At 51.2% G+C, this 26,395-nt stretch carries 25 protein-coding genes and 2 pseudogenes; 12 read left to right on the forward strand and 15 right to left on the reverse strand.

The features are described from left to right. The first annotated feature begins 515 nt into the window (after positions 1-515). From EL645_RS27715 to EL645_RS27725, 3 genes are all read left to right on the forward strand, one after another. Entirely contained in the window at positions 516-1,571 is a 1,056-nt protein-coding gene (locus EL645_RS27715) for a cytochrome P450 (RefSeq protein WP_218032099.1), read from the forward strand. A 492-nt stretch (positions 1,572-2,063) separates the two neighbouring features. Next, positions 2,064-2,315: a hypothetical protein gene (locus tag EL645_RS27720; protein ID WP_126554673.1), complete on the forward strand. Its 252-nt coding sequence runs from the start codon at positions 2,064-2,066 to the stop codon at positions 2,313-2,315. Between the two features lie 30 nt (positions 2,316-2,345). Continuing rightward, positions 2,346-3,326 carry a trypsin-like serine peptidase gene (locus EL645_RS27725; protein ID WP_126554675.1) on the forward strand — a complete coding sequence of 327 codons (981 nt, stop codon included), beginning with the start codon at positions 2,346-2,348 and terminating at the stop codon, positions 3,324-3,326. A gap of 237 nt (positions 3,327-3,563) precedes the next feature. On the opposite strand, the gene EL645_RS39630 is transcribed toward EL645_RS27725, so the two are convergent. After that, positions 3,564-3,734, reverse strand: a complete 171-nt coding sequence (locus tag EL645_RS39630) for a hypothetical protein (RefSeq protein WP_161977751.1) — start codon at positions 3,732-3,734, stop codon at positions 3,564-3,566. A gap of 251 nt (positions 3,735-3,985) precedes the next feature. Further along, complete coding sequence (locus EL645_RS27730; protein ID WP_126554677.1) at positions 3,986-4,609, reverse strand: trimeric intracellular cation channel family protein; 624 nt, start codon at positions 4,607-4,609, stop codon at positions 3,986-3,988. Between the two features lie 478 nt (positions 4,610-5,087). On the opposite strand from EL645_RS27730, the gene EL645_RS27735 reads away from it, so the two are divergent. Next, positions 5,088-5,672, forward strand: a complete 585-nt coding sequence (locus tag EL645_RS27735; RefSeq protein WP_126554679.1) for a dihydrofolate reductase family protein — start codon at positions 5,088-5,090, stop codon at positions 5,670-5,672. Between the two features lie 332 nt (positions 5,673-6,004). On the opposite strand, the gene EL645_RS27740 is transcribed toward EL645_RS27735, so the two are convergent. The 4 genes and pseudogenes from EL645_RS27740 to EL645_RS45855 all read right to left on the reverse strand — a co-directional run bounded on the left by EL645_RS27740 (position 6,005) and on the right by EL645_RS45855 (position 9,112). Next, positions 6,005-6,202: a hypothetical protein gene (locus tag EL645_RS27740; RefSeq protein ID WP_126554681.1), complete on the reverse strand. Its 198-nt coding sequence runs from the start codon at positions 6,200-6,202 to the stop codon at positions 6,005-6,007. Between the two features lie 358 nt (positions 6,203-6,560). Further along, positions 6,561-7,058, reverse strand: a complete 498-nt coding sequence (locus EL645_RS27745) for a hypothetical protein (RefSeq protein ID WP_126554683.1) — start codon at positions 7,056-7,058, stop codon at positions 6,561-6,563. Between the two features lie 319 nt (positions 7,059-7,377). Next, the gene (locus EL645_RS27750; RefSeq protein ID WP_126554685.1) at positions 7,378-7,953 is read right to left on the reverse strand and encodes an alpha-ketoglutarate-dependent dioxygenase AlkB family protein; all 576 of its coding nucleotides are present in this window, start codon (positions 7,951-7,953) and stop codon (positions 7,378-7,380) included. Positions 7,954-8,312: 359 nt separating this feature from the next. Next, a pseudogene (locus tag EL645_RS45855) lies at positions 8,313-9,112 on the reverse strand (alpha/beta fold hydrolase). A 409-nt stretch (positions 9,113-9,521) separates the two neighbouring features. On the opposite strand from EL645_RS45855, the gene EL645_RS27760 reads away from it, so the two are divergent. Next, positions 9,522-9,938 carry a MarR family winged helix-turn-helix transcriptional regulator gene (locus EL645_RS27760; RefSeq protein ID WP_126554687.1) on the forward strand — a complete coding sequence of 139 codons (417 nt, stop codon included), beginning with the start codon at positions 9,522-9,524 and terminating at the stop codon, positions 9,936-9,938. Between the two features lie 125 nt (positions 9,939-10,063). On the opposite strand, the gene EL645_RS27765 is transcribed toward EL645_RS27760, so the two are convergent. From EL645_RS27765 to EL645_RS39635, 5 genes are all read right to left on the reverse strand, one after another. Beyond that, complete coding sequence (locus EL645_RS27765) at positions 10,064-12,160, reverse strand: exo-alpha-sialidase (RefSeq protein WP_126554689.1); 2,097 nt, start codon at positions 12,158-12,160, stop codon at positions 10,064-10,066. Then, positions 12,109-12,903 (reverse strand): WD40/YVTN/BNR-like repeat-containing protein, encoded by a 795-nt coding sequence (locus EL645_RS27770; protein WP_126554691.1) that lies wholly within the window; start codon positions 12,901-12,903, stop codon positions 12,109-12,111. Before EL645_RS27770 ends, EL645_RS27765 begins: the two co-directional genes overlap by 52 nt. Positions 12,904-13,280: 377 nt before the next feature. After that, positions 13,281-13,508, reverse strand: a complete 228-nt coding sequence (locus tag EL645_RS45860) for a type 1 periplasmic-binding domain-containing protein (RefSeq protein ID WP_371865772.1) — start codon at positions 13,506-13,508, stop codon at positions 13,281-13,283. Next, complete coding sequence (locus EL645_RS27775; RefSeq protein ID WP_161977752.1) at positions 13,406-14,434, reverse strand: GntR family transcriptional regulator; 1,029 nt, start codon at positions 14,432-14,434, stop codon at positions 13,406-13,408. The genes EL645_RS45860 and EL645_RS27775 overlap by 103 nt, the downstream gene beginning before the upstream one ends. A gap of 224 nt (positions 14,435-14,658) precedes the next feature. Then, positions 14,659-14,799 carry a hypothetical protein gene (locus EL645_RS39635; RefSeq protein ID WP_161977753.1) on the reverse strand — a complete coding sequence of 47 codons (141 nt, stop codon included), beginning with the start codon at positions 14,797-14,799 and terminating at the stop codon, positions 14,659-14,661. A gap of 38 nt (positions 14,800-14,837) precedes the next feature. Between EL645_RS39635 and EL645_RS27780 the strand changes: the two genes are divergently transcribed. After that, complete coding sequence (locus tag EL645_RS27780; protein ID WP_126554695.1) at positions 14,838-16,049, forward strand: glycoside hydrolase 5 family protein; 1,212 nt, start codon at positions 14,838-14,840, stop codon at positions 16,047-16,049. A 132-nt stretch (positions 16,050-16,181) separates the two neighbouring features. Here the strand turns inward: EL645_RS27780 and EL645_RS27785 are convergent, their stop codons facing one another. Next, positions 16,182-16,814 (reverse strand): superoxide dismutase, encoded by a 633-nt coding sequence (locus EL645_RS27785; protein WP_126554697.1) that lies wholly within the window; start codon positions 16,812-16,814, stop codon positions 16,182-16,184. Positions 16,815-17,182: 368 nt separating this feature from the next. On the opposite strand from EL645_RS27785, the gene EL645_RS27790 reads away from it, so the two are divergent. The 5 genes and pseudogenes from EL645_RS27790 (at position 17,183) to EL645_RS27810 (ending at position 23,465) form a co-directional block, all read left to right on the forward strand. After that, positions 17,183-19,348, forward strand: a complete 2,166-nt coding sequence (locus tag EL645_RS27790) for a S9 family peptidase (protein ID WP_126554699.1) — start codon at positions 17,183-17,185, stop codon at positions 19,346-19,348. 324 nt (positions 19,349-19,672) lie between these two features. Next, a pseudogene (locus EL645_RS27795) lies at positions 19,673-20,291 on the forward strand (IS607 family transposase). Continuing rightward, the gene (locus EL645_RS27800; RefSeq protein ID WP_126554701.1) at positions 20,263-21,504 is read left to right on the forward strand and encodes an RNA-guided endonuclease InsQ/TnpB family protein; all 1,242 of its coding nucleotides are present in this window, start codon (positions 20,263-20,265) and stop codon (positions 21,502-21,504) included. Before EL645_RS27795 ends, EL645_RS27800 begins: the two are co-directional and overlap by 29 nt. Positions 21,505-21,545: 41 nt before the next feature. Beyond that, positions 21,546-22,733 (forward strand): cytochrome P450, encoded by a 1,188-nt coding sequence (locus EL645_RS27805; RefSeq protein WP_126554703.1) that lies wholly within the window; start codon positions 21,546-21,548, stop codon positions 22,731-22,733. A gap of 177 nt (positions 22,734-22,910) precedes the next feature. Then, the gene (locus tag EL645_RS27810) at positions 22,911-23,465 is read left to right on the forward strand and encodes a GNAT family N-acetyltransferase (RefSeq protein WP_126554704.1); all 555 of its coding nucleotides are present in this window, start codon (positions 22,911-22,913) and stop codon (positions 23,463-23,465) included. Between the two features lie 9 nt (positions 23,466-23,474). Here the strand turns inward: EL645_RS27810 and EL645_RS27815 are convergent, their stop codons facing one another. Further along, a complete protein-coding gene (locus EL645_RS27815; RefSeq protein WP_126554705.1) occupies positions 23,475-24,428 on the reverse strand; it encodes a GNAT family N-acetyltransferase in 954 nt (317 codons plus the stop codon). Positions 24,429-24,707: 279 nt separating this feature from the next. Between EL645_RS27815 and EL645_RS27820 the strand changes: the two genes are divergently transcribed. Further along, complete coding sequence (locus EL645_RS27820; protein ID WP_161977754.1) at positions 24,708-25,169, forward strand: FHA domain-containing protein; 462 nt, start codon at positions 24,708-24,710, stop codon at positions 25,167-25,169. Positions 25,170-25,303: 134 nt separating this feature from the next. Here the strand turns inward: EL645_RS27820 and EL645_RS27825 are convergent, their stop codons facing one another. Beyond that, complete coding sequence (locus tag EL645_RS27825) at positions 25,304-25,516, reverse strand: dodecin (RefSeq protein ID WP_126554708.1); 213 nt, start codon at positions 25,514-25,516, stop codon at positions 25,304-25,306. A gap of 92 nt (positions 25,517-25,608) precedes the next feature. Continuing rightward, entirely contained in the window at positions 25,609-26,376 is a 768-nt protein-coding gene (locus EL645_RS27830; protein WP_126554710.1) for a sugar phosphate isomerase/epimerase family protein, read from the reverse strand. Positions 26,377-26,395: the final 19 nt, after the last annotated feature.

Genomic DNA, 26,395 nt, shown 5'->3' on the forward strand with positions numbered 1-26,395 from the left:
CCATGCACGTGGTGTAAGCATGCTGGCAGCGCTAGCCGTATTACGGCCAGGTTGACGATAGCGTATCAAGATCCTGCTAGTGATGTTTCTCATTACAAGCAGGCTGCGTTGCCCACCATGATACCATACCATAAACACATTGTCACTACTGTTACGCAATGGCGATTGGGTGTTCCCTCCTGGCGTCCATCATCCACCTCAGGAGTGAGAAGAACAGTGAGCACCTATCCAACCTGAAGTCATCCCCGGGGTGGGTGACTTTACGCCCATCCTCTGTTACACTCTCTATGAGAAGATGCGAGAGCTGAGAAACAGGCGCTCGCATAACAAAGCCAGGAGAACATGTGAGATAGTCAACTTGGAATGAAAGAGAGACGCAGATGACAGATACTCCCTCCCTCCCTACGATGCCCTTTGCACAGCCAGCGCCGTTGGCCATTGCTCCCCTACTGCGGGCACTGCAGGCTGAGCGTCCGATTACCAGAGTTCGCACGCCGGCTGGCGATGAGGCGTGGTTGGTCACCCGGCATGCCGAGGTAAAAGCGCTCTTCTCTGATCGGCGGCTGGGACGATCGCACCCGGACCCGGAGCACGCGCCACGGATCAGCAATGCCATCCTTCTAGGCGGCCCGATGGGCAATTATGACACAGAACCAGCCGATCACGCCCAGATGCGCGCCCTGTTGACGCCCTTTTTCTCCGCGAAAAGGATGGCAGCCCTGCGCCCGCGCGTCGAGGAGATGGTGGACCAGTTCCTGGACGCGCTTGCCACCAGGACACCGCCGGCGGACCTGCACGAAGCGCTGTCGTTTCCCCTGCCGGTGCTGGTCATTTGTGAACTGCTGGGCGTCCCCTTTGCTGACCGCGAGCAGTTTCACCTCTGGTCCACCGATATGGCCGACCTGCACGACCGCGCCCGTGCCACTGCTTCCATGAGCAGCCTCAACGCCTATATGAGGGAGCTGGTGGAGCGCAAGCGAGCACAGCCGCAAGACGACGTACTCTCTGGCCTGTGTGCAGTCGGGAATGGCGCCCTCTCCAATGAACAGATCGCCGGGTTGGGTGCCGGACTGCTCTTCGCCGGACACGAGACGACGGTCGTGCGCATCGACATCGGCACGCTCCTCTTTCTGACGCACCCGGACCAGCGCCAGGCTCTGCTGAGCAATCCCGAGCTGGTCGCCACCGCCGTCGAGGAAATCCTGCGCCTCTCCAATACCGGATCCAGTGCGCTGCCACGATATGCGCGTGAGGCCATTGAGATCGGCGACGTGACCATTCAGCCCGGTGAGGCCGTGTTGCTAAGCGCAGGCGCGGCAAACCGCGACGAGCGCGTATTTGGCGAACCCGACAGCTTTGCCATCAAGCGGCAGTCCAATCCACACCTCACCTTTGGCTACGGCTCCCATTTTTGTATCGGAGCCCCGCTGGCCCGCATCGAACTCCAGGCCGTGTTCGCCCGCCTCCTGTCCCGCTTTCCCACCCTCCACCTCGCGATCCCCCTGGAGGACATCCGGTTCCGCAACCACGTGTTAACCGGCGGGCTATTTGAGCTACCGGTCATATGGTAAGTATGCGGGACGCCCGGATACGCGGCAGGCACATATCCATTCAGAATAGGAAACCATTTTGGGGAGGGCCACAAAAAAAGGCCGCTTCTAGCGTCTTTTAAGAGAGGCAATAGATGCTCTTTATGCTGGCCGGGTTTGGCCAGATGTAGGACGGAAAGAAATCGAGCAGCGCAGTTCACAAATCGTAGGGAGATCACGAGCAAGCGATACGATGTGCATTCTTTCCTGTGTGGAGTGCGTGGTGGGCGGCCGCGGCCGCCCACCACGCACTCCACACTCCCAACCCGGCGCCGCAGGCGCCAAAGAGGAACATAAAAAAACCTGCGAAGTAACAAAAATAGCTTCTTAAAATCAGTAAATGCTGATATAATTAGCTAGAATGAAGTATATTTCTGTCTTTGAATAAAAAGCTGTTCTTGGACGCAACTGTCGGGATAGTCTGCATACGCATTCTATCCACAAGTACCCATCTTCATGAAAGAAGGAAGCATTATGTCCCGACTCCGTAGATTCATCCAGGTATCCCTGATTGGCACAGTTTTTCTTTGCTTCCTGGCCGCCTGGAGACGCTCTGCAAAATCAGGGGCGGCAGGCACGATCATAAAGCATCCCGTGGCTACTCCGGCTAATGATGTCCTTCAGTATTGGACCGCCGACAAAATGCGCCATGCGCAAGCCACCAATCTACCAAAGACCGATGCTCTTGAGCGAGGTAAACAACATCCACCTACGCCTCGTCCATAGCGGGCTTGATGAAAGCGGGTAAATGATAGCATGTCACAACGACCTGGACGCATCCATCCATTTCTGGTTGATAGGATCTTTCTGAGCGGACTGGCCTGTGCCTATGTGGTATATCTGATGGCATTTGGACATGTTCTCTATCTCTGGATGTTCGCCCCCTCAGATCCCATCACTGAACATCAAATAGATGTGACCTCTAACACCGCTGTTCAGCATTGGACGGTGGCGAACATGCGCAATGCCATTGACGATGATCAACAAAACGGCGACGTTTCCAGCCTGACCCAGGAAAGAGGTACAGTCACAGGCCAGGGCAAAGCATCACTACAGCAGGGACAGCCTCCCAGCGATGAGAGTCTTTCTTATCCCCTCTCGACTGTGGGAAAGGTCTTTTTTACTAATGCCGCTGGCCAAAACATGTCTTGCAGTGGTACTGCCGTCACCAGCCCTAACAGCAGCGTTGTCGATACTGCGGGTCACTGTTTTTACCAGCATGGTGATTGGATGCAAAATGTACTCTTCTGTCCTCAATATGATAATGGCAATACACCGTATGGTTGCTGGGCCGCTCGCGATCTGGAGATCCCTTCCGACTGGCTAAACGCGAAGCCAAATGATTATCATCATGATTTTGGTATGGCCATTGTTGCCGCGAATAGCCATGGCCTCTTGACTGATGTTGTTGGAGGCGCTGGCTGGGCTTATAACCAGCCTGTCAATCAACCATTCTACGCCTGTGGCTATCCTGCCATGCATCCATTCGATGGGCAGACCAGGCAATCTTGCGAAGGTTCTCCCGGCACAAGCTGGCAGCATGGCGGAGGGAATGTAGTCTCTATTCCTTGCGCTATGAACGGTGGCTCCAGCGGTGGTCCCTGGTTCATCAAGATCGGCGATAAATGGTATCTCAACGGTCATAACGACTTCATTAGCAGTCTCATACCCGGACACATGTTCTCTCCCTACTATGATGATACCTGGTACGCCCTTTATGATAAAGCAAGTAAATGAGCTGAGTGAGGCTGGACTGCCACCTTGCTGAGGGCAATGACCTGGGCGATCATTAGCTGGCGATGATGACCTTGAGCTCGCGGAGACTGCATCGATCGGCACTGCGAAATCAGGTGCGCTGGTGATAGTGCTCCAATGCTGTGAGTTTCCCATCTTACCAGAGACAAGAGAAAGCCCTCCTCCTGCCTCTTGTGAGCAGTGGGGAGGACTTTCTCGTGAAATGAGAGGCTGTTATGATTACTGAGCCTTAGGCTTGAGAACAAAAGCGCCAACCAGACCAAGGATCAATAGCACAACACCGATTCCCAGGATTGTGAGACCATGCGCCTGGCCGGTCACTTTCAGAACAATGCCAATGATAAGGGCAATAATTCCAACCGCTGCAACGGCAAAGGAACCAACTTTCATGAGAATCCTTCTTTCATTCTTCAAATATAAAACATGTACGTATTGAAGATAATACATACATGTTTAGAAAACGTCTCTTTCATCAAGAAGTAACGCTCGCTTCTTTGAGTAAGAGATAGTCCTGTTTTTGGTAGGACTAAGGCTCATAGTAGCTGTTGCTGAACTTGAATTTTTTTGAAATGCTCTGAGTTCCGAGATTGCTTTCTTGCGTATCCAATGTGTCCTGATCGCTGCGGACCCGTTGGACACCATCATCCCTTGAGTGGCGTCTCACGCACCTGGTAACGCGGTAAGTGCAAATGCCAGAAGATAGCTGCCAGGCGCAAAATGATCACGGTACTCATTGCCAGCAGCGTCACCAGTGTATTATCCCAACTTGCCATCTTTAATACCACATAGACACTGGCACCGGCCAGGGCAGCAAGCATATAGATGTCCTTTTGCAATACTAATGGAATCTCCGCGCAGAGCACATCGCGGATTACACCGCCGACCACTCCCGTCATCACCGCTAACAGGATAACAATCACGAAAGGAAGCGCTGCCATAGAGGCGGCATTCGCACCCAGGACAACAAAGGTGGCCAGACCCACAGCATCCGCTAGCAAGAGTAAGCGGTGTGGAGGGCGAAAGTAACGCGTATAGAGCATGGTCGCAACCGAGGCGATAAGTATGACATAGAGATAGGTGGGATCATGAAACCAGAAGATCGGATGGCGTCCCAGTAGCACATCACGCAATGTACCACCGCCGATCGCAGTCACTGCGGCAATCACCACCACGCCCGATATATCCATCCTCTTACGCCCGGCTGCCAGGACCCCACTCACAGCAAAAACCGCGGTGCCAAGTATATCAAGTAAGTGAATAAACATAGAGATAAAGCCTTTTTGTATCTTGATTCTGTAATTATTTTTATAGGTGTACCCCTCGCTCCCCGCGAACGCAGGTCCTCACCGGCAAATATGGGCTCGCTTTTTGTCCATGACAAAGAAAGATCCCAGGGAAGGAGTAAGCAATAGTGGCACTATTCGTGCGTGAGGGACGAAGAACTGCGCTTTCAGTATAGCATATATAACTATTTAGATAAACTATACAGTTAAAAATGCAGGGCTTTTTACTGTCGTCGATGGATATTCTTTCAAGTGTGGAGTGTGTGGTGGACGGCCGCGGCCGTCCACCACACACTCCACACTCCCAACCCGGCGCCGCAGGCGCCAAATCCGAGACTTAACCGTTTTTGCCAATGACATAAAGAACAGCAGAGTATAACAGCCAGAGGGAAGACCCAACGCGCTGGAAAATCAACCTATATTTACCATTACTGAATGAATATATGCAACGGAGGGAATCATGCGAAACATAGTGGTATCCGAGTTTGTGTCCTTGGACAATGTCATACAAGCACCTGGTGGTGCAGAAGAAGATACCGAGGGCGGCTTCACCCATGGTGGGTGGACATGGCCGTTCTGGCACGATGACATTGGCGCGCACTTCTTTGAGGCAATGAGTCAAAGTGACGCGCTACTTCTGGGACGCAAAACATGGCAGATCCACGGCGGAGCATTTGAACCAATGCCAGCCGGTGACCCTTTTGGCGATCTCATGAACAGCATGCCGAAGTACGTTGTTTCCACCACACTGACAACGACCTCGGCCTGGCGCAATTCTACTTTGATTAGCAGCCAGGTTGTCGAAGAAGTACGCAAATTGAAAGCACAACCCGGCAAAAACATCGTTATCGATGGCAGTAGCATGCTGATTCATACCCTGGCCGAGCACGATCTGATTGACGAATATAGTCTGCATGTTTACCCGATTGTGCTCGGCAGTGGCAAGCAACTTTTTCCTGAGGGGCAGCGCGTTGATCTGCGCCTGATTGAAGCCAGGCCACTCCCATCAGGTGTTGTGTTCATGCGTTACGCGCGTACACGATGAACTGCTGACTACGCAATAGAAAAATGATGATGCTGAGCAGTAAAAGCACTCCCGTTCCCAGCAAACCGACCTTATTGGTCCAGTTTTGATTAGAATGTTGGTGTGCTCGGCAGGGTTGATCCTTGTCTCATCCCAAAAACTCTGTCGAGCACAGTATTAGCATGCTGTAAAAAGCATTTGGAAACGCCGCTTGAACACGGCTAGCTCCGCTGCCACTGGCTCAGCCATTCGAATTGATCAGTATCAAGCAAACAGTTTCGGCCTGTCAGGCAGCTTCGCTCATCCAAATGAATGGCATCCAATATTTTTTTGCGTCTCTGGCAACGTCAATGCTAATCGGGGCACTTTTCCAATTCAACCGTTATGGTGCTGAGAGTCTTTTGCAAGCTCTTAATGACGTTCACCGTCATGATAGGATTAACACCCTCTTCCTCCTCCTCATGCAGATCTTCCTTTAAGACACGCAGTTCTTCGACAAGACGATCATGTAGTTTATGTAAGCGTTCGCAGTTATCGGGTTTGTTGCTCATGATATTTTACTCCATCCTCTTTGCTTTCATCCTCTTTTGGAGGTTAAGCTTTTTCCAACTCGGTAGCGATAAATGATAATTCTCAAGCATGGTAACTGTAAGTACCTGTAGAAGCACGCGATATGCACGGAATTCGTTTCATCTCTCGCATCCTCGTAATCTATATAAGATTAACATGATCATTATAGTGGCTTATCAAACACTACATTGATTTTTGCTTTGCAAAGGATGACAGTTAAGTATCACTGGCAAATCATAATCGCCTTTTTCATACCCAGACTTTTACCTTGACCCAGGCAAAACTCCCCTTCCTGGGAGCGGAAAGGGAGCTGTTTTCTATCTCGATTGAGATGAAACCTCAGGCACATACCTCGTCATTAGACTGATGCCAGTCCCAGGTTTGAGCATAGTGGTGATTCACCAGATACATAAGCACATTAATGCAGTCTTTCGGCACTCCATCTACCATATCACTCCATGTAGGTGATAAATCACCAGTGTATGTAGAGTAACAATCTGTTGGATAGCATTGATGATTGATCCCAACGGGTTCAGAGTTATCGGTACCAATTTTATGTATATCAATTCTGATTCCCGTTGTGACACTTGTATCATATTCAACTTCTACCCAGTTTGTGATACAACTACGTGAATACCAGTTATAGATTGTTGCCACAGTTTTACTTGAATTGTAGTGGTCCTGAAGAGTTGCCGAATTGGCGATGTAGGCGTTATTCCAACATCCAGTTTGCAATGGATCTCCGGCAACATATGCGTAAGCTTTTCCTGTATTGAATATTGCCAGGATTAGCGTTAGCAATACTACAAAAAACGCCAACAGAACACGTCTATACATAAGATCTCCTCTATTGACTAATCCCAGTTTCAAAGAGATATTTCCCATTGGCATTATAAAGAACAAACTATGAATACGCTGTATTTGTCCCGTTAACCATATCTGTTACTGTAGGCCACTCGAGGGAGATCCTCCTTTCAGTTTCAACTATAATATCTCGATTCCTATTTTTACTAGTCACACTCCTGTGTATTATTTTTTCTCAATATGCTCGCTATACTAGAGATAAAATGTTATATGATATTTCCCACTATCGGAGTATATTTGCATTTTCGTGGATACTAAAGAGGGGGCTCAGCATGGATATAAGAATGAGATTTTACTTGCCCGGGTAGTGTCTGAAGGTGAGGTTAAAGCGTGTGGCAACGTTTTTTTTCGTTTTCGCAATGGAGTGCTCCCAATGGGTTTGCGCATTGTGCATGATGAGCAGATCACCGTTACCAAGCGGTACCTGATAAATTTTTGAGTGATCTCGTTTTGAGCGTATCTTGAAGACACGCTCTCCTCCAATGGAAAGGCTGGCGATAACACGCTGATCAATCAAAGGATCATTATCGGCATGCCAACCAATACTATCGGCACCACCTCTATATTCGTTAATAAGGACGGCATTAAATGGAATCTCGAATTCTGTACCAAGTTGATCGCGCAATGCTACGAACATGGGTGTCCAATCGGGAGCCGGTACTTGCTCGCGATAGCCACTTTCAGCCGTCCAACTCATACCTTCCCATGCGGTCAAACGAGGTTGCTCATACCATTTGCCATAGAGTTGGATGCGCTCCTGCTGGCGGGGCAGCTGCTCGATTTCCGCGAGCAAAGCCTCGATCTTTTCGCCGCTCAACCAGTTTCGGCGATAGTCCATACGTGCGTTCTGATCAAGGGTAATGATCATTATTTTGTCATCTCCTGTGTGTCGTTCCTAAAACTACCACCATCTGTTTGCATAGTAGCAATTGAGGACGCATTCATAGCTCAACTACCTTTATCTAGTGGAATAGCTGGATCAGGATATCTAGAAATACAGGTGATGTCAAGGTGTGCAAGAAGAACCTGGCTCCACCGCGGCAGTGCAACGGTCTGCTGAGGAACAAAAAAAGCCGTTCCATCTGAATGCTGGAACAGCTAGCCGTGTATGTCTTCCTACGATACCTTCAGGAACAAGAGACGCCATATCCCGGATACAGAATTACAGCAAAGCACGCAACAGAAGAAGGGAATTTCAGGTATTTCTTCCATGAACGATCTGGTGCCCTACACTGTCGTCCTGCTGCTGATCGCGAATCCCCGCACGAGGGGAAGCAGGCGTTCAGGCTGCTCGATATGCGGAAGGTGGCCGGCTTCTGGGATGAGTTCGAAGCGAGCATTCGGGAACGCCTGGGCATAAGCACGGCCATACTCAGGGTCGATCACGCGGTCGCTCTCTCCCCATACAACCAGGACCGGGATACTCACGCGCCTGAGCCGCCTCCTCAGCTTGAGGTCACCCATGCCCTGCCCCTGATCATAGACGTAGAGTGTCCGGAGGTTAGCCTTGCGTAGCTCGACCTGTTCAGGGGTTATGGTCGCCGGGTCGACACGGAAGGCCGCCGGATTGTGGAAGCTGAGGGCGGAGAGCTCATCGGGTTTCAAAGTGGCGACATCAACAACGGGATGCCCTTCTACCTGAATGCCTGCGGCATTGATCAGCACGAGACCGCAAATCAGGCGCGAGGTGTCGCGCAAGGCCATGGCAGACGCGATCCAGCCCCCATCGAGGAGCCAATGACCACCACATCATGCAGGTCAAGCCGTTCAAGCAGGTCAAGATAGGCGAGGGCGAGATCATCAATACTGTCAAACCACTCTGGGCGCGGCTCGCCCTCAAAGCCAGGGTGAGTTGGTACCAGGACGTGCGCTTTGGATAGTCCTGCCGCGAGACCAGCTACGCTCTGCGGGCCACCACCACCATGCAAGATGAGAATGGGGCGACCACTGCCTCTCTCATCGACGCGTATTGTCAAACCATCAGCGAACGTTTCTCTTCGAGTAGTAAAAGGAGGGAGATTGCTCATGGAAATTCTTCTTTCTTTCTTTTTTGCTATCGAGGCCTGTGACAGGCTACGAACTACACTCTAATTCTTCAGGGATTTAGGGTTTTTCATTTTTTCAATACATCACGAGCAAGCGATACGATGTCCATTCTTTCAGGTGTGGAGTGTGTGTGATGGGCGGCTGCGGCCGCCCATCACACACACTCCACACTCCCAGTCCGGCGCCACAGGCGCCAAAGAGGAGCATGAAAAAGCCCTGTCACGGAAGAGAGAGAGCTTGCGACATCACTCTGGAACTGCTATACTGTTTATCAACAGGCTTATATAAACAAGCTTATATAAGTATAATACCATAAACATCCTTATATAAGCAAGTATATATAAAGATATTTACAAACATATTTATATATTGGAGAAGGAGAGAAAGTTCATGGGTGTCGCACTCGAAGACCTCGGGCAGGCCGTCAAACGCTTACAATATCGCCACCATCGCACGCTCGATGCAAAACTGATGCCGTTGGGAATTACGCTGGTGCAGTGGGACGCGCTGCGGGCGATCAGCCAGCATCCTGATGCGTCGTCACACCGGCTTGCGCAACTAACGTTCCAGACCGATCAATCTTTTGGTGCCCTGGCGGGTCGGTTGGTGACCCATGGGCTGATCGATCGAGTACCCGGACCCGGAAGAGCTCTACGCCATCACCTTACGCCTGCCGGCGAGGAGCTCCTGAGCAAAGGTTATACCGTGGTCAATGAGGTGCTCGCGCAGTCCTTCTCGTCACTTTCGTCCACGGAAAAAGAGACCTTATACGATCTGCTGACACGCCTGCTACATCCACAAAACTGAGAAAGTGCAGGGAGAACCCCTGCACTTTCTCAGTTTTGATAACCGGTCGCCTTGCTTCAGATAGCATCGAAGCTATTGCTATCAATAGCGGGTGCCTTAGTAGCATGGGCGGCAGTTCGTATGCATTATGGATGGGACAGGCTCACATGGTCAAAGCGAGAGGTATGCAGGCTGGTGTCCTTGTGAGCTGTGACAGCCAGACCGACATAGATAGCATCAGACATCGAAATGGTTGCTGAACCGACCTTGGTCCAGGAGCTGCCATCACGGGAGATGAACCCGGTAAAGGTTGAGCCTGCCCGTGTCAGCTTGATCCAGTAAGGTGCCCTGGCCTTTTCCTCCTGCGTATGAAGTGCTCCGGCCCCAGTCGATGTGCGCTGCTGAAAGATGCTGCCATGCTCGGCAGTAATCACTATATCGGCGAAGGAGGCATTCGCATTCAAGTTTTCACGGAACATCACGCCCGCTTCGGCCTCACTATCAGTATCATTTATATCCATGACATGGGCGACAATTGAACCATCTCCCGAGAAAGCTTGATACACATAGTGGAAAGCATCAGCTGTGCCCCCAATATCCTTGCCTGACCCGCGCACGGTAAAGGTGTTATGGGTAAACGCAGCCGCACCGGGTTTGCCAACCGAACCGATATCTTGTTGTTGCCAGGGAGCCGGTAGCAAACCGGTGGGAATTGGTTCCCGAGCAAGGTTCTGATCATCCCCATAGACAAAGCCATTGCCAGTAAAGCCTACATAGGCACGGCCAGCAATATTCATGTCACCAGTGACAACATTCGCGCTATCATAGATGCCAGCGGGAGCAGTTGAAAGCAGTATCCAGGTTGCTCCCTGGTCGGCTGAGCGATAAATGCCATAGGCGGTATCACCATTGGCTTTTCCATACATGTAGATCGCTGGATAGCTATAGCCTGGCAATGGTTTGCCAAAGCCAAAGGAACGCGCCTCCTGTACCGCACTCACCTTGGTCCAGGCACTCTGGCCAGCATCAGTGGTATACCACAAGCCACCTTTCGCGGCGCTCGACCAGACGTTTCCAGCATAGCCCGGTGCCGCGTGGATCTGACCATAGACATGACAATCGCCACTTTGTGCACATGCCGGCGAATTCGCAGCTGGCACGAAAGTTTTGCCCCCATCGGTCGAGGTATAGAAAGAGCCTGTCGATGAAGTACCTGTCGAGAAAGTAATGGCATAGAAAGCGTTATTAACCTTGTCAGACGCTAAGGCACGCTTTGAGCCCCACCAGAACAGCCAGTGCGTATCTGCGCTATCACTGATGCCCGTACTCTGGTTCCAGGTTGCGCCTCCATCGGTTGAATAGTATGGGGCATTGCCTTTACCAAAATCTCCGGTGCTGGGTAACCACACAAGATTCTTGGTATCGGTTGCCGATAGGGCGATGTTGCCGCCAACACTATTTGTCGGCGTACTTCCAAACAGTTGCCATGTTTTGCCTCCATCGGTTGAGGTTGCTCCACGCCCGGTTAAGGAAGGATAATAATTATTCTTCGCTTGCACGGTTACCAGCGTATTCGGACTGCCACCGCTGTAATCCAGGCTGGTTCCTCCCCAGAAAGCACTATCGACGAGCGGCTGCGTCGGATAACTATCCACATTGGCATGGTAGAAGCCCTGACGATCATAAATAGTAGAAACCGGTGCACCACCAGGCGGGGCCACCAGGTCGGTTGTCACCGTCTCCTCAATACCCTGTGAATAGAAATTCCAGGCGATGGTTGGACCTGTATTATTCGTTGCATACCAGACCCCGGTGCCCTGTGGGAACCACAACTTATCCGGCACCAGCGGATCAAAGGTAAGCTGGGCACTGGTCATAAAATTGACCTCGTCAGTATTCACGATCCAGGGAATTTTTGAGGATGCAACACTGACATTGAGGGTATCCCAGTTGCTTCCACCATTCGTTGTGCGCCAGATATTGCCGTTAGAGACGCCACCAGCACCAACAATAACGCGTTGGGGATTACTGGGGTCGACCGCAACTTCATAACCATTGCCGCCCGCTGATGGTGAGATGGTGGTTGCTGTGTTTGTGGCAGGATCATAACGCTCCACGGCGCCGGCGCCCGAAGTTGCGTTGAAACCAACATACAATGTACCATCAGAAGCGATACTGGCGCTATAAGGAACTAATGAGGAACTGATAGCGTTGGTCCAGGTTGCACCGGCATCATCGGACATATAGACACCCGAACCGGAAACGCCAACATACACACGGTTTGTCTTCCCATTGGTTGAACCACTGCTAGGATCAAAGAGGACAAATTGATCACCAGCGGGGTGCTTCCACTAGCAGAACCTACCGGAACACTACTCGTCGGCACTTGCGTCCAGGTTGTTCCACCATCGGTGGTCACCCATAGCCCCTGTTCGCGCGATCCAAAGTAGACAACATTGTCATTGTTGGGATCAACCGCCAGGCGTTCGCTGCCGGTTCGATAATCTGCATTACCACCCATGAACCAGCGTTGACCATTATCCGTAAAGGTCTGGCCCTGATTGGTGCTTTTAAGGATACGGCCAGTCTGATTACTAAGGTCGTTGCCAACAGCCAGATACAGGGTCTGGGCGTTTGTTTTACTGACCGCGAGACTCTCAACGTTATAATCGCTGCCCGTAGGATTGGGAACAGCGCTGCTGGTTATCAATTGTTGCCAGGTATCATTTGGTCCTAGTTTATAGGCTCCGCCCACATCAGTGCGGATGTACATCAGTCCCGGGACAGTGGGATGGATAGCTATGCCAGTGACAAAGCCACCACCACCGATCTTGAGTTGCTTCCAGTTGTAATCTGGCGCAATACTTGCGCTACTGGCTTTAACGGTGAGTTGATTTGTAGAAGCAAAGAGCATGATAGTAAGCAAGCCAACGCCTACCAGCGCAGCAATGATCCTGGTGCTTCTTTGCATAGATCCATACAACATGGTAATCTCCTTTTCATCTTGAAAAAGCCTCATGTCTGATAAAGGGGAAGTATCCATTTCCCCGTTAGCCTTGCCTTGATGGTTGTAAGAGAATTCCTCCTTTTTTCATAATGATAAAAAGCGAAGTGCCCCATACGGGCGTCCGCATACGCGGCCGAGCCGGTTTTTATGCGGGCACTGCGCTGTACGCAGTGCCCGCATAAAAACCATCAAGCACCACAGGTGTATCATGATTCCTTGCACAAAGAGACAATGATGACCTTACAGGTGGTCATACACATGACCATCCGTATAGGTGAGAATCACGAGCGCGAAATATTATTTACTTTTTGGCTTCCAGAGTTATAGCTGGTGCTTGGTAGCCTTTGTTGCCATATCTATTCCATGCGGAGGCGTGGTTGAATATAGATGCTATCCTCATGTGGCTGCTCGCCATTCATCAAGGACTCCAGCAACGTAAACATGCTCCTTATCAGATCGGCAGAATTCATTTCAAGCAAGGTCATATTCCTGGTACGCCCGAAGAGGATCGGCGAATCGGCATTCGAGAGAGAAACAAGCTGAACATCTTTACCAATGTGTATTCCCAATTCTTCAAACGCCACCAATGCCCATCAGCAACCAGGTCATCGGTGATATAGATGCCGTCTGGTCTCTCTCCTTGCGGGGAACCAAATACTTCCTTTGCCAGCAAATAGCCTCGCTCCTGAAGACTAAGCGTACGGTGCATCGGTATCGATACCTGTGGGATATAACGGAAAAGTGAATGATCGACTGGAAGGTGCTGCTGCTGCAAAGCCTGATTAAAAAAATGAGCTTGATCAAACTCGCTGTCAATATCTTCTGCTGCCGCGGACCAGTATCCTATACGTTGACAATTCTTCCGCACCATTACATCAGCCGCCAGACGGGCCGACATAATGACATCATGCTTTACCATCCAGTCTCCACCGCCCGCGAAAACCACATGCGGCTTCGGGAGCAATGGAACATGATCATCACTATGGGAATTAAAGCCGATGATCAGACAACCGTCGACCGTAGGCGCGTTGAGAAGAGTAATAAGTTCGTCAGGCAATTGGTGGGGACCCAGTGGACGCGAGAGAAAGTGAAATGAGGTATACTCGTTTTCGACTTTCGCCCGTTGTTCGACAATCTGTGCCAGTTTTCCCCAGAGCAGCGACCAGAATGGAGAGGCAGCGTTACTGGCAATCAATGAGATATTAAAAACAATATGGATAGAACGTTTTAAGAGAATGTCCGAGACAAAGATCCCATGCCGTGCTTTACGATAAAATATCTGTTCATTCTCCAATAGATCCAACGCTGTCGTCAACGTTGCACTCGATGTGTTCAATAGACTACAGAGCTCACGGATCGTCGGCAGGCGACTCCCTGGTCCTAGATCGGACGCCAGGACACGCAGGCGCTCGGATACATCGGCTACTTTGGCATTGACACGCCGAAACTGCTCTGAACGACGTTGTTTGGGAATTTGTAAATCGTTCTCATCGAAACTTTTGATACTCACATCCATGGATACTGCTTCCGTCCTTATAGAGATCTTGTCCCCTGTGTTCTAAAACAAGCATACTGACAATCTGCCAGATTGTCAAGTTTTTCTTCTAATATGAGGTTAATAGCACACCATTCTCCCAAAATCACTTACATATCAAAGTTCTGTGTTTTAGAACACAGCTCGATGACATGAACACGAAGCGTTTTCTCGGTAAAGCTACCACAGGGTTTTCCCTGCTAGCTGGCTTGCATTTTCCAGCTCGGCGGAAGGAAGCGACCAGTCGGTTGCTTGCTGCTCGTATTATAATTACTGACATAAATATTATTTCTGCCGCTTCCAGATGAACGCACGATGATTGATCCTTTGGCGGCAATCATTTTCCAATCCTTTTCAAGGAAGAAGAAAGGACTGCATAGTGTTTACACTAGGCGTGAACTATTGGCCACGTAAAAAGGCCATGTATTGGTGGAAAGATTTTGATCGCTCTGAGGTGGTGCAGGAGTTTTCAGAGATTGCTGCGCTCAATTTGCAGGTAGCGCGCATCTTCCTGTTCTGGGAAGATTTTCAGCCTGCGCCAGAGCGGATAAGTGATCGGGCGTTGGCGGACCTGGGTACGGTGCTCGATGTGGCTCAGGAAGTTGGTATTAAAGTGATGCCGACGTTTTTTACGGGCCATATGTCGGGGGCCAACTGGTGGCCGATCTGGGCCTTGCTCGATCAAGAAGGTCCCATAACACATCCACTGCGACTCACCAATGGTGAATATACCGCTCGCATGGGACGCGACCCCTATGCAGATCCGTTGATGCTTGATGCGGAAATACGCCTGGTTGAGGCGATCTGTGCCCGCTATGGGCATCATCCAGCTATCTATTCGTGGAACTTCTCAAATGAGCCAGATTTATTTGCACGGCCTAAACGCGTTGAGGATAGCGCACGCTGGAACCAGTTGTTATATACAGCGGTTCGTAAATATTCTGCGTACCCCATTAGTGCGGGTATGCACATGCCAATGTTAACCAGTCACAATGGCTTTCATCCCGATTTGTTAGCACCTTATAATGTTTTTCTCTCGATGCATGCCTATAGTATCTACTATAGTCTGACCGCCCATAGCGAGCCATTGAATAGTGATGTGGTCCCTCTGGCTAATCTGATTACTGAAGCGCTGGGCGGCAAGCCTGTCCTGCTGGAAGAGTTTGGTTATGCCAGCTCAGAAAAAGGCGATGAGTCAAGATATATCACTATCGAGCGCGAGAATAAGCCCCACCAGCAATACGTTGCGTCTGATGCAGATGGTGGCCGTTACTACCGCGAAGTCCTCCATAAATTGGCCCGCTGTGGCTCACTCGGTGCCTTTGGCTGGATGTTCTCTGATTACGATCCTTCGTTATGGGAAAAGCCGCCGCTTAAACTGAACGTCCATGAACGTTTCTTTGGCCTGACGCGCTACGATGGCACAGTCAAACCATCTGGTGAGGCTATGCGCGATTTCGCGCAGCTTGTGGCGGCCGGTGAACTGCCCCCGAGAACAGTCGCCCCTCTCAAGCTCAGTGCAGAAGAATGGTATCAAGATCCTCAGGGCAACTTTGATCGTCTGTTTCAGCAGTGGCGTGGACATATCTAACCAGAAATCAATATCCTATTTCATGCGGGGAGTGTGTTTGGTAGGCGGCCGCAGCCGCCTACCAAACACACTCCCTTGGTATTGCCTTCCTGAGCATAGAGTCAGTCCCTTGTTTGGTCCCGCGAACACACATTAGAGCTGAGACTTGCCGGCCCTGATGCCCTCCAGACGGCGTGCGACAACATCCCAGTCGACGATATTCCACCATGCGCGTAGATAATCGGCGCGGCGATTCTGGTATTTCAAGTAATACGCATGTTCCCATATATCATTCGCCAGCAGGGCGGCTTTGTGTTCTAGCAGCACGCTATCCTGGTTCGGGCGCGAGAACACCTGGAGCTTGCCGCTTGCCGGATCGACAACAAGGAAGACCCAACCGGAGCCAAAATGCTTGAGGCCGGTCTCCTCAAATGTCGCTTGAAATTGCTCGAACGAGCCAAAATTATCTTCTATGGCCGCTGCCAGGTCTCCTGTAGGGCGGGCGCCGTCATTACGCCGTAGAATCTTCCAGAATAACTGATGGTTAGCGTGTCCACCACCCTGGTTACGCACCACTGTACGGATCCGTTCCGGTACATCGTCAATATGTCGCAGTAGTTCCTCTATCGTCAGATTGTCGAACTGTGGGTAGTCTTTCAACGCCGCGTTGAGGTTATCAATATACGCCTGATGATGTTTGTCGTGATGGAGATGCATCGTCTGAGCGTCAATGTAGGGTTCCAGCGCATCGTATGCATACGGCAAAGGTGGTAATCGATAGGCCATAGAAAGGTTCTCCTCATATAGAAAATGGATGGAGGCTAACGCATGGCGCTCTCCTGAAGCATATTATAGCAGCTTAGCCAGAATAGTAGGAAGATCGTGGGTATGGCGCTCCATCACGTGATAAGCAGTGTGAGTGATGACTGCGAAAAAAAATAAGTTCAGCTCCTATGCTTTTATTGACCAGATCCACTGCGAACGCGCTAAATGATACACGCCACCCATCGTCCGCCTTGCAAATACATGCAAGAACGGGTTACACTGAAATTCTTATTAATAGATATTGTGATCAAGCCTGAGCAGAAAGGATAACGCATGAGCGAACACGATAACGCCACTGAACACAAGGATTTCACAGGAGGAGAGAAATAATGGACAGTCAGTTATCATTGGAGGACGTCGCACGATATCCGCGTCCGGGCATGGACGCACCAAACGGCATCGCGTTCACTCCCGACGGCCAGAAGGTTACCTATCGCCAGGGAGCGGCAGGTTCGCTTGCTCAAGAATTATGGAGCTACGATCTAGACAGCAAGGAACGACGGCAGCTCACGAATCTGTCTGGTGATGCATCGCCTGCTACAGGTCAGATCTCCCTTGAGGAGGAGTTGCGCCGCGAACGAAGCCGCCAACGTGCCTCCGGCGTCACCAGCTACCAGTTCGCCCGGGCCACCGAGGGGGCACCACTGGTCCTGCTGATCCCTTTTGATGGACGGCTCTATATCGCGCGCGGCGAGCAAAGCCTGGCCCCACTCGCGGACAGTGAGGGGGCGCTCGATGCGCGACTCAGCCCGGATGGGTCGCGTGTAGCGTTCGTGCGCTCCGGTGAGCTTCACGTTATCACGACCGATGGGGCTGGACAGCTACAAACGCTTACCAGCGGCGCGCTGGATGGCGTGACCAATGGCCTGGCAGAATATATCGCGCAGGAGGAGATGGATCGCCCGGATGGATATTGGTGGAGTCCGGATGGCACACAGCTGGCGTTCGTGCGCGTCGATAGTCGCCATATTCCTCGCTATCCTATCATGCACCAGGGAACGGAACACGTAGCCGTGGAGGAACATCGCTATCCCTTCGCGGGCGCACAGAATGTCGCCGTTCAACTGGGTATTGTACCGGTGGATGGACGCCCGGAGGATGTCACATGGATGGACCTGGGTACAAATGATGATATCTATCTGGCACGTGTAACCTGGCGACCCGATGGCATGCTGGTTGCATTGCTTCAGTCCCGCGATCAATGTTCTCAGCGGCTACTGGCCTTCGATCCCCAAAGTGGCGCGCCCACGACGCTGATTGAGGAACAGGGACAGCCCTGGCTCAATCTTCACGATGACCTGCGCTTCCTGCGCTCGGGTGAATTTCTCTGGTCAAGCGAGCGCACTGGCTTTCGCCATCTTTCACTCCATGATCGCGACGGACACGAGATACGGACACTGACCGAGGGACCATGGATGGTGACTGGCCAGGTAGCAGTTGATGAGGATCAGCGTCTTGTCTATTTCCAGGGTACCAGGGAGAGCCCACTGGAACGGCATCTCTATGCTGTCTCGCTGGATGGCGGATCCCTGCGGCGCCTGACGCAGGAGTCGGGTTGGCACGACGCAATCATCTCGCCTGACCACCGCTTTTTCGTCGATACCTGGCAGAGTCCTCAGCAGCCGCCTCGCCTGACGCTGCGCAGCCTGCAAGATGGGGAAGAACAGGAAGTGCTGTTTGAGAGCGAGGGAGTCACGCCCGCTTCGCTCGGACTGTACGTGCCGGAGATTACTAGCTTCCGCACAAGTGATGGCACGGTACTCTACGCGGCAATTTATGCTTCAGAACATACACGCACCGCAGGTCAGCCACGGCCGCTGGTGGTCTCGGTCTATGGCGGCCCTCACGCGCAGACCGTGACCAGTACCTGGTCGCTCACTGTGGACCTGCGCGCGCAATACCTGGCCCAACAGGGCTTCGTCGTCTTGAAAGTCGATAACCGGGGCAGCGCACATCGTGGCCTGGCCTTTGAGGGAGCGATCGCGCACTCTCTGGGGCAGCTCGAAGTTGATGATCAGGTGGAGGGTGTACACTTCCTGAGTAGCCGACCCTACGTCGATAGCGAGCGCGTGGGCATCTATGGATGGAGCTATGGTGGCTATATGACGTGCCGAGCGCTCTTGCGGGCGCCGGAGGTGTTTAAGGTAGGCATTGCTGGCGCACCAGTTACCTTCTGGGAAGGATACGATACCTACTATACCGAGCACTATATGGGGCACCCAACCACCAATGCCACCGGCTACGCCACCAGTTCAGTGTTACCATACGCCGAAAAACTGGCTGGCAAGATATTGTTGGTACACGGCCTGGTGGACGAAAATGTGCATGCCCGCCATACCATGCGCCTCGTCGAAGCCCTGGCAACATCTGCGGGGAACTATGAATTGATGATCTTCCCGGAAGCACGCCACATGCCACGCAATCCCGCGCACCTTAAATACCTGGAACAGCGACTGGTAGAGTTCCTGCAGCGCCACTTATCAACCGATCATTAAGACACCGTCTTTGCCACGAGAAAGGAGAGAGACATTCCTGATAAAGGATAAAAGCTCTCTCCGAGCTAGCCGCGAAAGAATACTACACTTCCAACTGCGCAACATTCAACTATACCGCTAAATCATCCAGGCACACGCTCTTAGGCTGGTAACGCTCGAGCTTATAGGCTATACTTTAACCAGATGGGCACAAAGATCCCGCGGCCCTTACCTGAATTCAGACAACCCTTTTCTTTTTTGAGACTCATCCATATATGCCATCAGATTGCAGAGGAGCTTGATAACAGTGTTTACAAATGCGTTGAAACATAGTAAAATGCGTGGATGAACAATATATATTCACCGAAAGCATTTGGCCAACTCATTGGCAGAACCACCAATACCTTACAGAAATGGGACCGTGAAGGCAAATTAATTGATTGCGCATCGCTCTCCTACGACGAACCGGCGCTATTACACGCACGATCAGTACCTTGAATACCGAGGACTCAAAGCGGTTGAGCAAGGACAGACGATTGTGTATGCCCGTGTCTCGGGCTTGGCACAAAAACCTGATCTCAAAAATCAGATCAACGCCCTTGAGACCTATTGTCAGGCCCATTCCATTCCCATCACTATGTGGGTGCAAGATGTGGGTAGCGGTCTTAATTACAAGCGCAAAGGCTTTAATCAGGTCATGGAGATGGTTGAGCTCGGGCAAGTCAGACGTCTGGTGATTGCCCATCGAGATCGCTTTGTTCGCTTTGGCTATAGCTACTTTGAAGCGTTCTGTGCACGGCACAATTGTGACATTGTTGTCCTCAATGAGGAGACCCTGTCACCCGAACAAGAGATGGTACAAGACTTGATTGCGATCACCACCGTTTTTAGTGCCCGACTTCATGGCTTGCGCTCATATAAACGAGGGATCAAAGATGCTGCTTTGCACAAAGATCCGCATTGAGGTCTCGGATCAGGATGCTGCCACTCTGGAATTCATGCAAGGAAAATGCCGAGGGCTCTATAATTGGTTGGTCATGCAGCAGAGGGATGGAGCCAGATGGAACTTGTACGAAGCCAAAAAAACGCTGCGAGAAAGCAAACAGTATGATCCTGAGCTTCGTCAGGTCTATGGGAAACTGCTCCAGGAGGTCTATTTTCGCCTCGACAAGGCGATGAAGGCCTTTTTCACCCGCGTCAAAGCGGGGAAAACGCCTGGATTCCCCAGAGTTCGCCCTCGACATTGTTTTTTTACGCTGTGTTATCCCGCCATGTATCTCACGGTCGAACATGGCACGATTGAATTGCCCACAGGCGGGAAAGGGAAGAACAAACGCTACCCAAATATTATCGCGAAGCTCACCGAAGAACCTCCGATGGCGTTTAAAGAAGTGGCCATCAGTCGAGATGCACGAGGACACTATTACGCGTCGTTTGTCTCTGAACACCCAGAAGAGCCCTGTGAAGATAACGGTGTCATTGCCTTTGATCTGGGAATCAAGACCCTGGCCACCGGAATCAATGAGCAAGGGCGCATCTATACGATTGGTGGCTTCAAAGGAGCCCGCTGGTACAATCGGCAACTCGATCACATTCGCTCAAAAAGGGACAAGTGCACCAAGAAATCGAGGCGCTATAAACACTTGTCCACTGTCCATAAGCGCGTTTCGGAAAAGAAACGCCAGAAACAGAGGGACAGCCTGCATAAGGCATCCCATCTGATCAGCCACAAACTGGTTGAAAGCACCGTTGTGGTCGGAGATCTTTCGCAACGTCAAATGGTCATGAAAGAGCATCAGCAAAAGAACAAGCGGCTCAATCGGATGGTCTACAACGATTGGGGGCTGTTCATGTTTCTCGAAATGCTGACCTATAAGTGCCAGTTGTATGGGAAAGAGCTTCATATGATAGACGAACGCGACACGTCAAAAATGTGTTCCCAGTGTCATGAGCTCAAGCCGATGCCACTGTGGAAACGGACCTATTGTTGCGTGGAATGTGGACTTGTCATGGATCGTGATGAAAACAGCGCGATCAATATCTTGACAAGGTTCCTTGCCCGGCGAGGGCCACACACGGACTCTTCGGAGACGTGCGGTGTACTGCAGAAGGATCAAAACAGCGGAGAAGTCATGGAGACTTCCTGTCCGACCCTGGTGCAGCAACGAAGATTGTGATACACACGTTTTACCACAATTTAGAAAGCAGAGTACCTGTCATGGAACAGAACCCTACCCTATCCCCACAGAAGATGGATACGCAAGCTCAATCCCTTTTTCCTGGCTTTGCTCCCATGCCGGGGCAACCTGCGTTTTACAATACTGCGCGTCAGACATGGCTTGTCTTCCGCTATGACAGCGTGCAGCGTGTATTGCAGGAGTACACCACATTTTCAAATGAGCGTGGCGGGCTTGATCCTTTGCAAAAAAAAAGCTCGTCTGCGTTTGAACGACCCAACATGTTGTCAATGGACCCGCCACGCCACCGACAGTATCGCAATCTGGCAGCCAGCGCTTTTACGCCACGTACCATCGCCAAACTGGAGCCACGCATCATTCGCATTGTCCATGCATTGTTGGATCGCGTCATAGATCGTGGCGAGATGGATGTGATTGATGACCTCTCCTATCCTCTCTCGATTACTGTCATCGCCGAGTTACTGGGCGTCCCTGCATCAGATCAGGAGCAATTTAGACGCTGGACCGAGGATTTTTTCCAGATTACGACACCTGAAGCACAACAGGCCCAACAAGAACTGGGCAGCTATTTTCAACATGTTTTGGAACAACATCGCCGTGAGCCTCAGGACGATTTGATTACAGCCCTTCTTAACGCTGAGATAGATGAACACAAACTAACCGATGGAGAACTCATCTCACTCTGTTCCTTGATTCTACTCGCGGGCAATGATACGACACGCAATCTGATCGGCAACCTGCTTCTTTGCCTGGATGCTTTTCCTCTGGCGATGGAACAGATACGTGCCAATCCGGATCTGATCCCCAGCGCCATTGAGGAGACACTGCGTTTTCTTCCCTCTGTCCATACTGCTCCACGTCTCTGTATAGCTGATACCGAACTGGATGACCAACAGATCAAAGCAGGACAATGGGTAATGCCTATGCTGGCCTCGGCTAACCGTGATGCGTCCTACTTTCCCGATCCTGACGTTTTTGAGATCAACCGTTCACCCAATCGCCATCTGACCTTTGGCTACGGCATCCATTTCTGTCTCGGAGCCCCTCTGGCACGACTGGAAAGTAAGATCGCCATGGAAATACTCCTTACCCGGATGCATGATATTAAACGCGTAGGCAATATCCTTCTTCAACCACTCGTTAGCCCGGTTATCTACGGCGTGCGACATCTGCCTATCACCTTCACTCGTACGAGCGCATCTGCCTGATAGGCGCACCCGTCTGCTCGCAACTGATCAATCTTTTTCAACTTCGCGGTGCTGCGTTGGTGCGGGACAAGTTGAGTACTAAACGATTGGCGCTGGCTCGCCAATCGTTCTCGCTCATGTGGTAGAATGGCAGAGAACAAGAACCGTCATATCATCAAGAGAAAATAACTGACCACTATGAATGAAGATATCCAGCTCAGGCCCGCACAGCCAAACGACGCCGAGAGGGCGTCGGCTCTCCTTTACTCAGCCTACAATCATAGACAGGTACCCTATCCACTACCCGAAGAAACCGAGAATCGCTTTGGCGAACGTTTACAGCATTTCTTTCGCGAGCAGGGCAATCGTTTTAGCTATCAATATATCCAGGTTGCCGAGCACCGTTCAGAGGTGGTTGGCCTCGTTTTGAGCTTTGGAGGTCGAGACGAGGAACGACTCAATGCTGCTATTGGGTGGCGGCTCGAACATGAGGCGAACGACGACGAATGGTATGTTGATGCACTGGCGGTGTTCACTAATTGGGGCCGCAAAGGGATTGGTACGCGCCTGTTGCAAGCTGCGGAGCAGCAGGGACGCCAACAACACTATCACAAAATCGCGTTGAATGTCGCGCAAGAAAACGAACAGGCGTTGTCCTTGTATCAACACCTGCACTATATCAGCACTCAAAAGACCCTCATTTATCACCAACCCCATTTGCGTATGGTAAAAAGTCTCGAAAACGGGTCATAAATCAGAGTATCAAAAGCGGATATCTTGCCCGGCGCGTAGCTCTTTCTCGAAGGTGTGGTAGCAAAAGCGGGTATGCATTCCGGCGCGCTCGTAGAGCCGGCATGCACCTGTTGAGCTGAGCGTATCCACATTCAGTTTCATCAGACGCAGGCCCTGGCGCGCGAACTCCCCTTGAATATGTCGGAGCAACGCCATACCCAGCCCACGCCGGCGCCAACGAGTCCGGACTCCGAGGTGTGCGATGAATCCCTGGCTCCCGCTCACAAGGCCGGCGACCTCGCTCCCATCCCAGGCAACAAAGAGCAGAGTTGTGTCTGAGATATGCCACTGCCGCCACGCCTCAAAGGTCTCAGGTACATGCCCACGCTCGTCACGTGCGCACTCCTCGTCGGCGGCATATATCGCCCGCTCATCGTCGCCTGGACTGAATGCGCGTATGACGATCTCCCCATCAACGGGCAGCGGTGCTGACGGCTCATCAAGCTCAAGATCCATATGGGCGAAGCTATAAATCTTCTCATACCCGGCATGCTCCAGCAGGCGTTGGGCCCGCTGGTTACGCTCGCCAATCCAGCTGGCTCCCATGGTGACGCGTGCTCCTGGCGGGGCCTCGACAACCCAGGAACCGGCTCGCTCCTCAGCACGCCGCAGAAGATACCTGCCAATGCCGTGTCCGCTATACTCCGGTAACAACCACACGCTGGCGAAGAGCCGCACCTGCCCACGTCCCCTGACGCTGGCATAGCTCACGATGCCTCCATCGGGCGTGCCCACAACCCATGTATCCGCCTGGAGGTCAAGCTTGCTTCCTTGCCAGAGCCGCTTGAGGCTCTCCCCATTCGAGAGTAAGCGCCCAAAATCCGCCATCTCCTGCGCGTTCTGCACCCGCACGACCGCTTCCAGGTCTTCCATCCTCGCCGGACGCACCCAGAAAGCGCCCGCTAGCATACTTGCATCGGTCATCTCATTAACCTCTCTTTATTATCCTAACAACAGTTATCATTCTTGAATATCATAAAGTACCGCAATTTCCATTATATGTTCCTTCTCACTATCTTGTTTGTATCACAAACCTACCATAGTACAATGATTTGAGTGAAGAGGTTTTTTATGCTCTCAGCATAGGGGATTATGTATATTGAGTCGCGCCAATGGATAGGATGTGAGAGAAGGCTGTAAATAATAATAAAAGATGTTATGCTCTATGTGTACCTTCTTCGAGCAAAAGGAAAGGAGCAATATATGGATGATCCTATAACCACGTTGGGAAGCGATACATGTTCTGCTTGCAGGGCAGGCATTCGCTCTATAGATAATTTTTGCTGGAATTGTGGTCTTGCGCTCCGAAATTCACAACCGTTGCCCCACCAGCATCAACAGAAACAAATGGCTAACCAGGCTTCTGCACGCCTTATTGTATATACAAGCGCAGGTGAGATTGTACAAGAATATCAGTTAGATACTCAAAAAAATACTATCGGTCGAACACCCAATAATAACATTTCACTTCTACAAGATAAATTAGTTTCTCGCCATCATGCCTCTATCCATTATGAGCAAAATCATTTTGTACTATATGATGAAAAGAGTGCCAATGGCACCATGATCAATGAGCGGTCGATCAAAGAAAAGACCCCCTATATACTTGAGGATGGTGATCACGTGCTTATTGGCAATTATAAGCTCGTTTTCCATCAACCATAAACAGCTATCTGGCTTTTGTTTGCCAGCCAACCATTATGAAAGGTGTTAATGATGGTGAACTACTGGCGCGACCTGATCAAGCAGAGTAGCTCGTCCCTGATGCTCCAATTGGGGCGTCGGGGACGATCGTTTGTTTATTCAAGGGCAAAGCCGATTTCCACTGTGACCTGGTACTCAATGCTGCCTTCATCGATGCGGCCTCGCTGCTCTTTGACCTCGAACCATTGCACATGGCGCAGCGTTTTTTGCGCGCGCGCAACGGCACGCCTCACAGCATCATCAAAACCAACACTTGAGGTTCCTACCAGCTCTGTTTTCCGATAGATTTTGGCTTCATGTGTTGACATATCGCTCCTCCTTTGTCATTTGCTGTGTTCAATAGCTCCTCTCCTTACTATACGCTGGCCTCCCCTATAGAGACGAGACTGCTACGCCGACCTCAACCTTTGTTGCCATGTGCCAGGCCCTTGTTGACCAGGTATGTATAGCTCTTCTCGACTGCTTCCAACATATCGGTCGCGCACTCATCAAGCTCGACGATCATCCAGCTGGCATGATCCTGGCTGGCCTGAATGACGCCAGCGATATCGACCTTTCCTTCACCAACGGCCGTCATGGGTTGGCCTTTTACAGCGGGTCCATCCTTAATGTGCAGAAGGGGCGCACGCGAACCCAGCTTTTTGACCTCGGTGACGGGATCAGCCCCTCCGGTCTGCGCCCAGTAGACATCCAGTTCAAAGCCGACTGTGGGCACAACATATTCACGCAGGAGTTCGTGGGCACTCTTCCCATCGAACCGGTTCTCGAACTCCCACCAATGATTGTGATAGCAGAGGGTTAGACCCGAGCGGCGTATAACCTCGTCGGCTGCGTTTAAGCGCTCGGCCACCGCTTTAACACTATCGATGCTCGTAAATTCATCAGGAGATTGAGAGAGCATAACGTATTTACAGCCTGCCTGAGCCGCGCGCTCCATCAGTCGCTGACTTGACTCATCGACAGGTAATTTCCCTAACCCCACGCTCGGCAGCTGCAAGCCAAGATCGCTGATGAAGCGCAGGCGATCCTTTTGTTCCTCGGAGAAGAAGTCCAGGCCACCTTCCACGCCAACATAGCCGATATCCGCGATCCTGCGCAAGACTCCTTGAAAGTCGTTCGCGACCTCACGGCGTACAGTATACAATTGCAAAGCTATCGGTTTTGGCATCTTCATGCTCCTTTTTTCT

The organism is Dictyobacter kobayashii (genome assembly GCF_003967555.1).
Classification (GTDB): Bacteria; Chloroflexota; Ktedonobacteria; order Ktedonobacterales; family Ktedonobacteraceae; genus Dictyobacter; species Dictyobacter kobayashii.

Coding starts and splice junctions, on each gene's coding strand:
- EL645_RS27730 (WP_126554677.1), bottom strand. CDS start 4,609: ATGTTTATTCACTTACTTGATATACTTGGCACCGCGGTTTTTGCTGTG.
- EL645_RS27805 (WP_126554703.1), top strand. CDS start 21,546: ATGGAACAGAACCCTACCCTATCCCCACAGAAGATGGATACGCAAGCT.
- EL645_RS27740 (WP_126554681.1), bottom strand. CDS start 6,202: ATGAGCAACAAACCCGATAACTGCGAACGCTTACATAAACTACATGAT.
- EL645_RS27790 (WP_126554699.1), top strand. CDS start 17,183: ATGGACAGTCAGTTATCATTGGAGGACGTCGCACGATATCCGCGTCCG.
- EL645_RS27810 (WP_126554704.1), top strand. CDS start 22,911: ATGAATGAAGATATCCAGCTCAGGCCCGCACAGCCAAACGACGCCGAG.
- EL645_RS27735 (WP_126554679.1), top strand. CDS start 5,088: ATGCGAAACATAGTGGTATCCGAGTTTGTGTCCTTGGACAATGTCATA.
- EL645_RS27770 (WP_126554691.1), bottom strand. CDS start 12,903: ATGTTGTATGGATCTATGCAAAGAAGCACCAGGATCATTGCTGCGCTG.
- EL645_RS27820 (WP_161977754.1), top strand. CDS start 24,708: ATGGATGATCCTATAACCACGTTGGGAAGCGATACATGTTCTGCTTGC.
- EL645_RS27785 (WP_126554697.1), bottom strand. CDS start 16,814: ATGGCCTATCGATTACCACCTTTGCCGTATGCATACGATGCGCTGGAA.
- EL645_RS27760 (WP_126554687.1), top strand. CDS start 9,522: ATGGGTGTCGCACTCGAAGACCTCGGGCAGGCCGTCAAACGCTTACAA.
- EL645_RS27750 (WP_126554685.1), bottom strand. CDS start 7,953: ATGATCATTACCCTTGATCAGAACGCACGTATGGACTATCGCCGAAAC.
- EL645_RS27825 (WP_126554708.1), bottom strand. CDS start 25,516: ATGTCAACACATGAAGCCAAAATCTATCGGAAAACAGAGCTGGTAGGA.
- EL645_RS27815 (WP_126554705.1), bottom strand. CDS start 24,428: ATGACCGATGCAAGTATGCTAGCGGGCGCTTTCTGGGTGCGTCCGGCG.
- EL645_RS27800 (WP_126554701.1), top strand. CDS start 20,263: ATGCTGCTTTGCACAAAGATCCGCATTGAGGTCTCGGATCAGGATGCT.
- EL645_RS27720 (WP_126554673.1), top strand. CDS start 2,064: ATGTCCCGACTCCGTAGATTCATCCAGGTATCCCTGATTGGCACAGTT.
- EL645_RS27765 (WP_126554689.1), bottom strand. CDS start 12,160: ATGTCCGATGATGCCGGTGCAACCTGGACCAACGCTATCAGTTCCTCA.
- EL645_RS39635 (WP_161977753.1), bottom strand. CDS start 14,799: ATGATTGCCGCCAAAGGATCAATCATCGTGCGTTCATCTGGAAGCGGC.
- EL645_RS27745 (WP_126554683.1), bottom strand. CDS start 7,058: ATGTATAGACGTGTTCTGTTGGCGTTTTTTGTAGTATTGCTAACGCTA.
- EL645_RS27725 (WP_126554675.1), top strand. CDS start 2,346: ATGTCACAACGACCTGGACGCATCCATCCATTTCTGGTTGATAGGATC.
- EL645_RS39630 (WP_161977751.1), bottom strand. CDS start 3,734: ATGAAAGTTGGTTCCTTTGCCGTTGCAGCGGTTGGAATTATTGCCCTT.
- EL645_RS27830 (WP_126554710.1), bottom strand. CDS start 26,376: ATGCCAAAACCGATAGCTTTGCAATTGTATACTGTACGCCGTGAGGTC.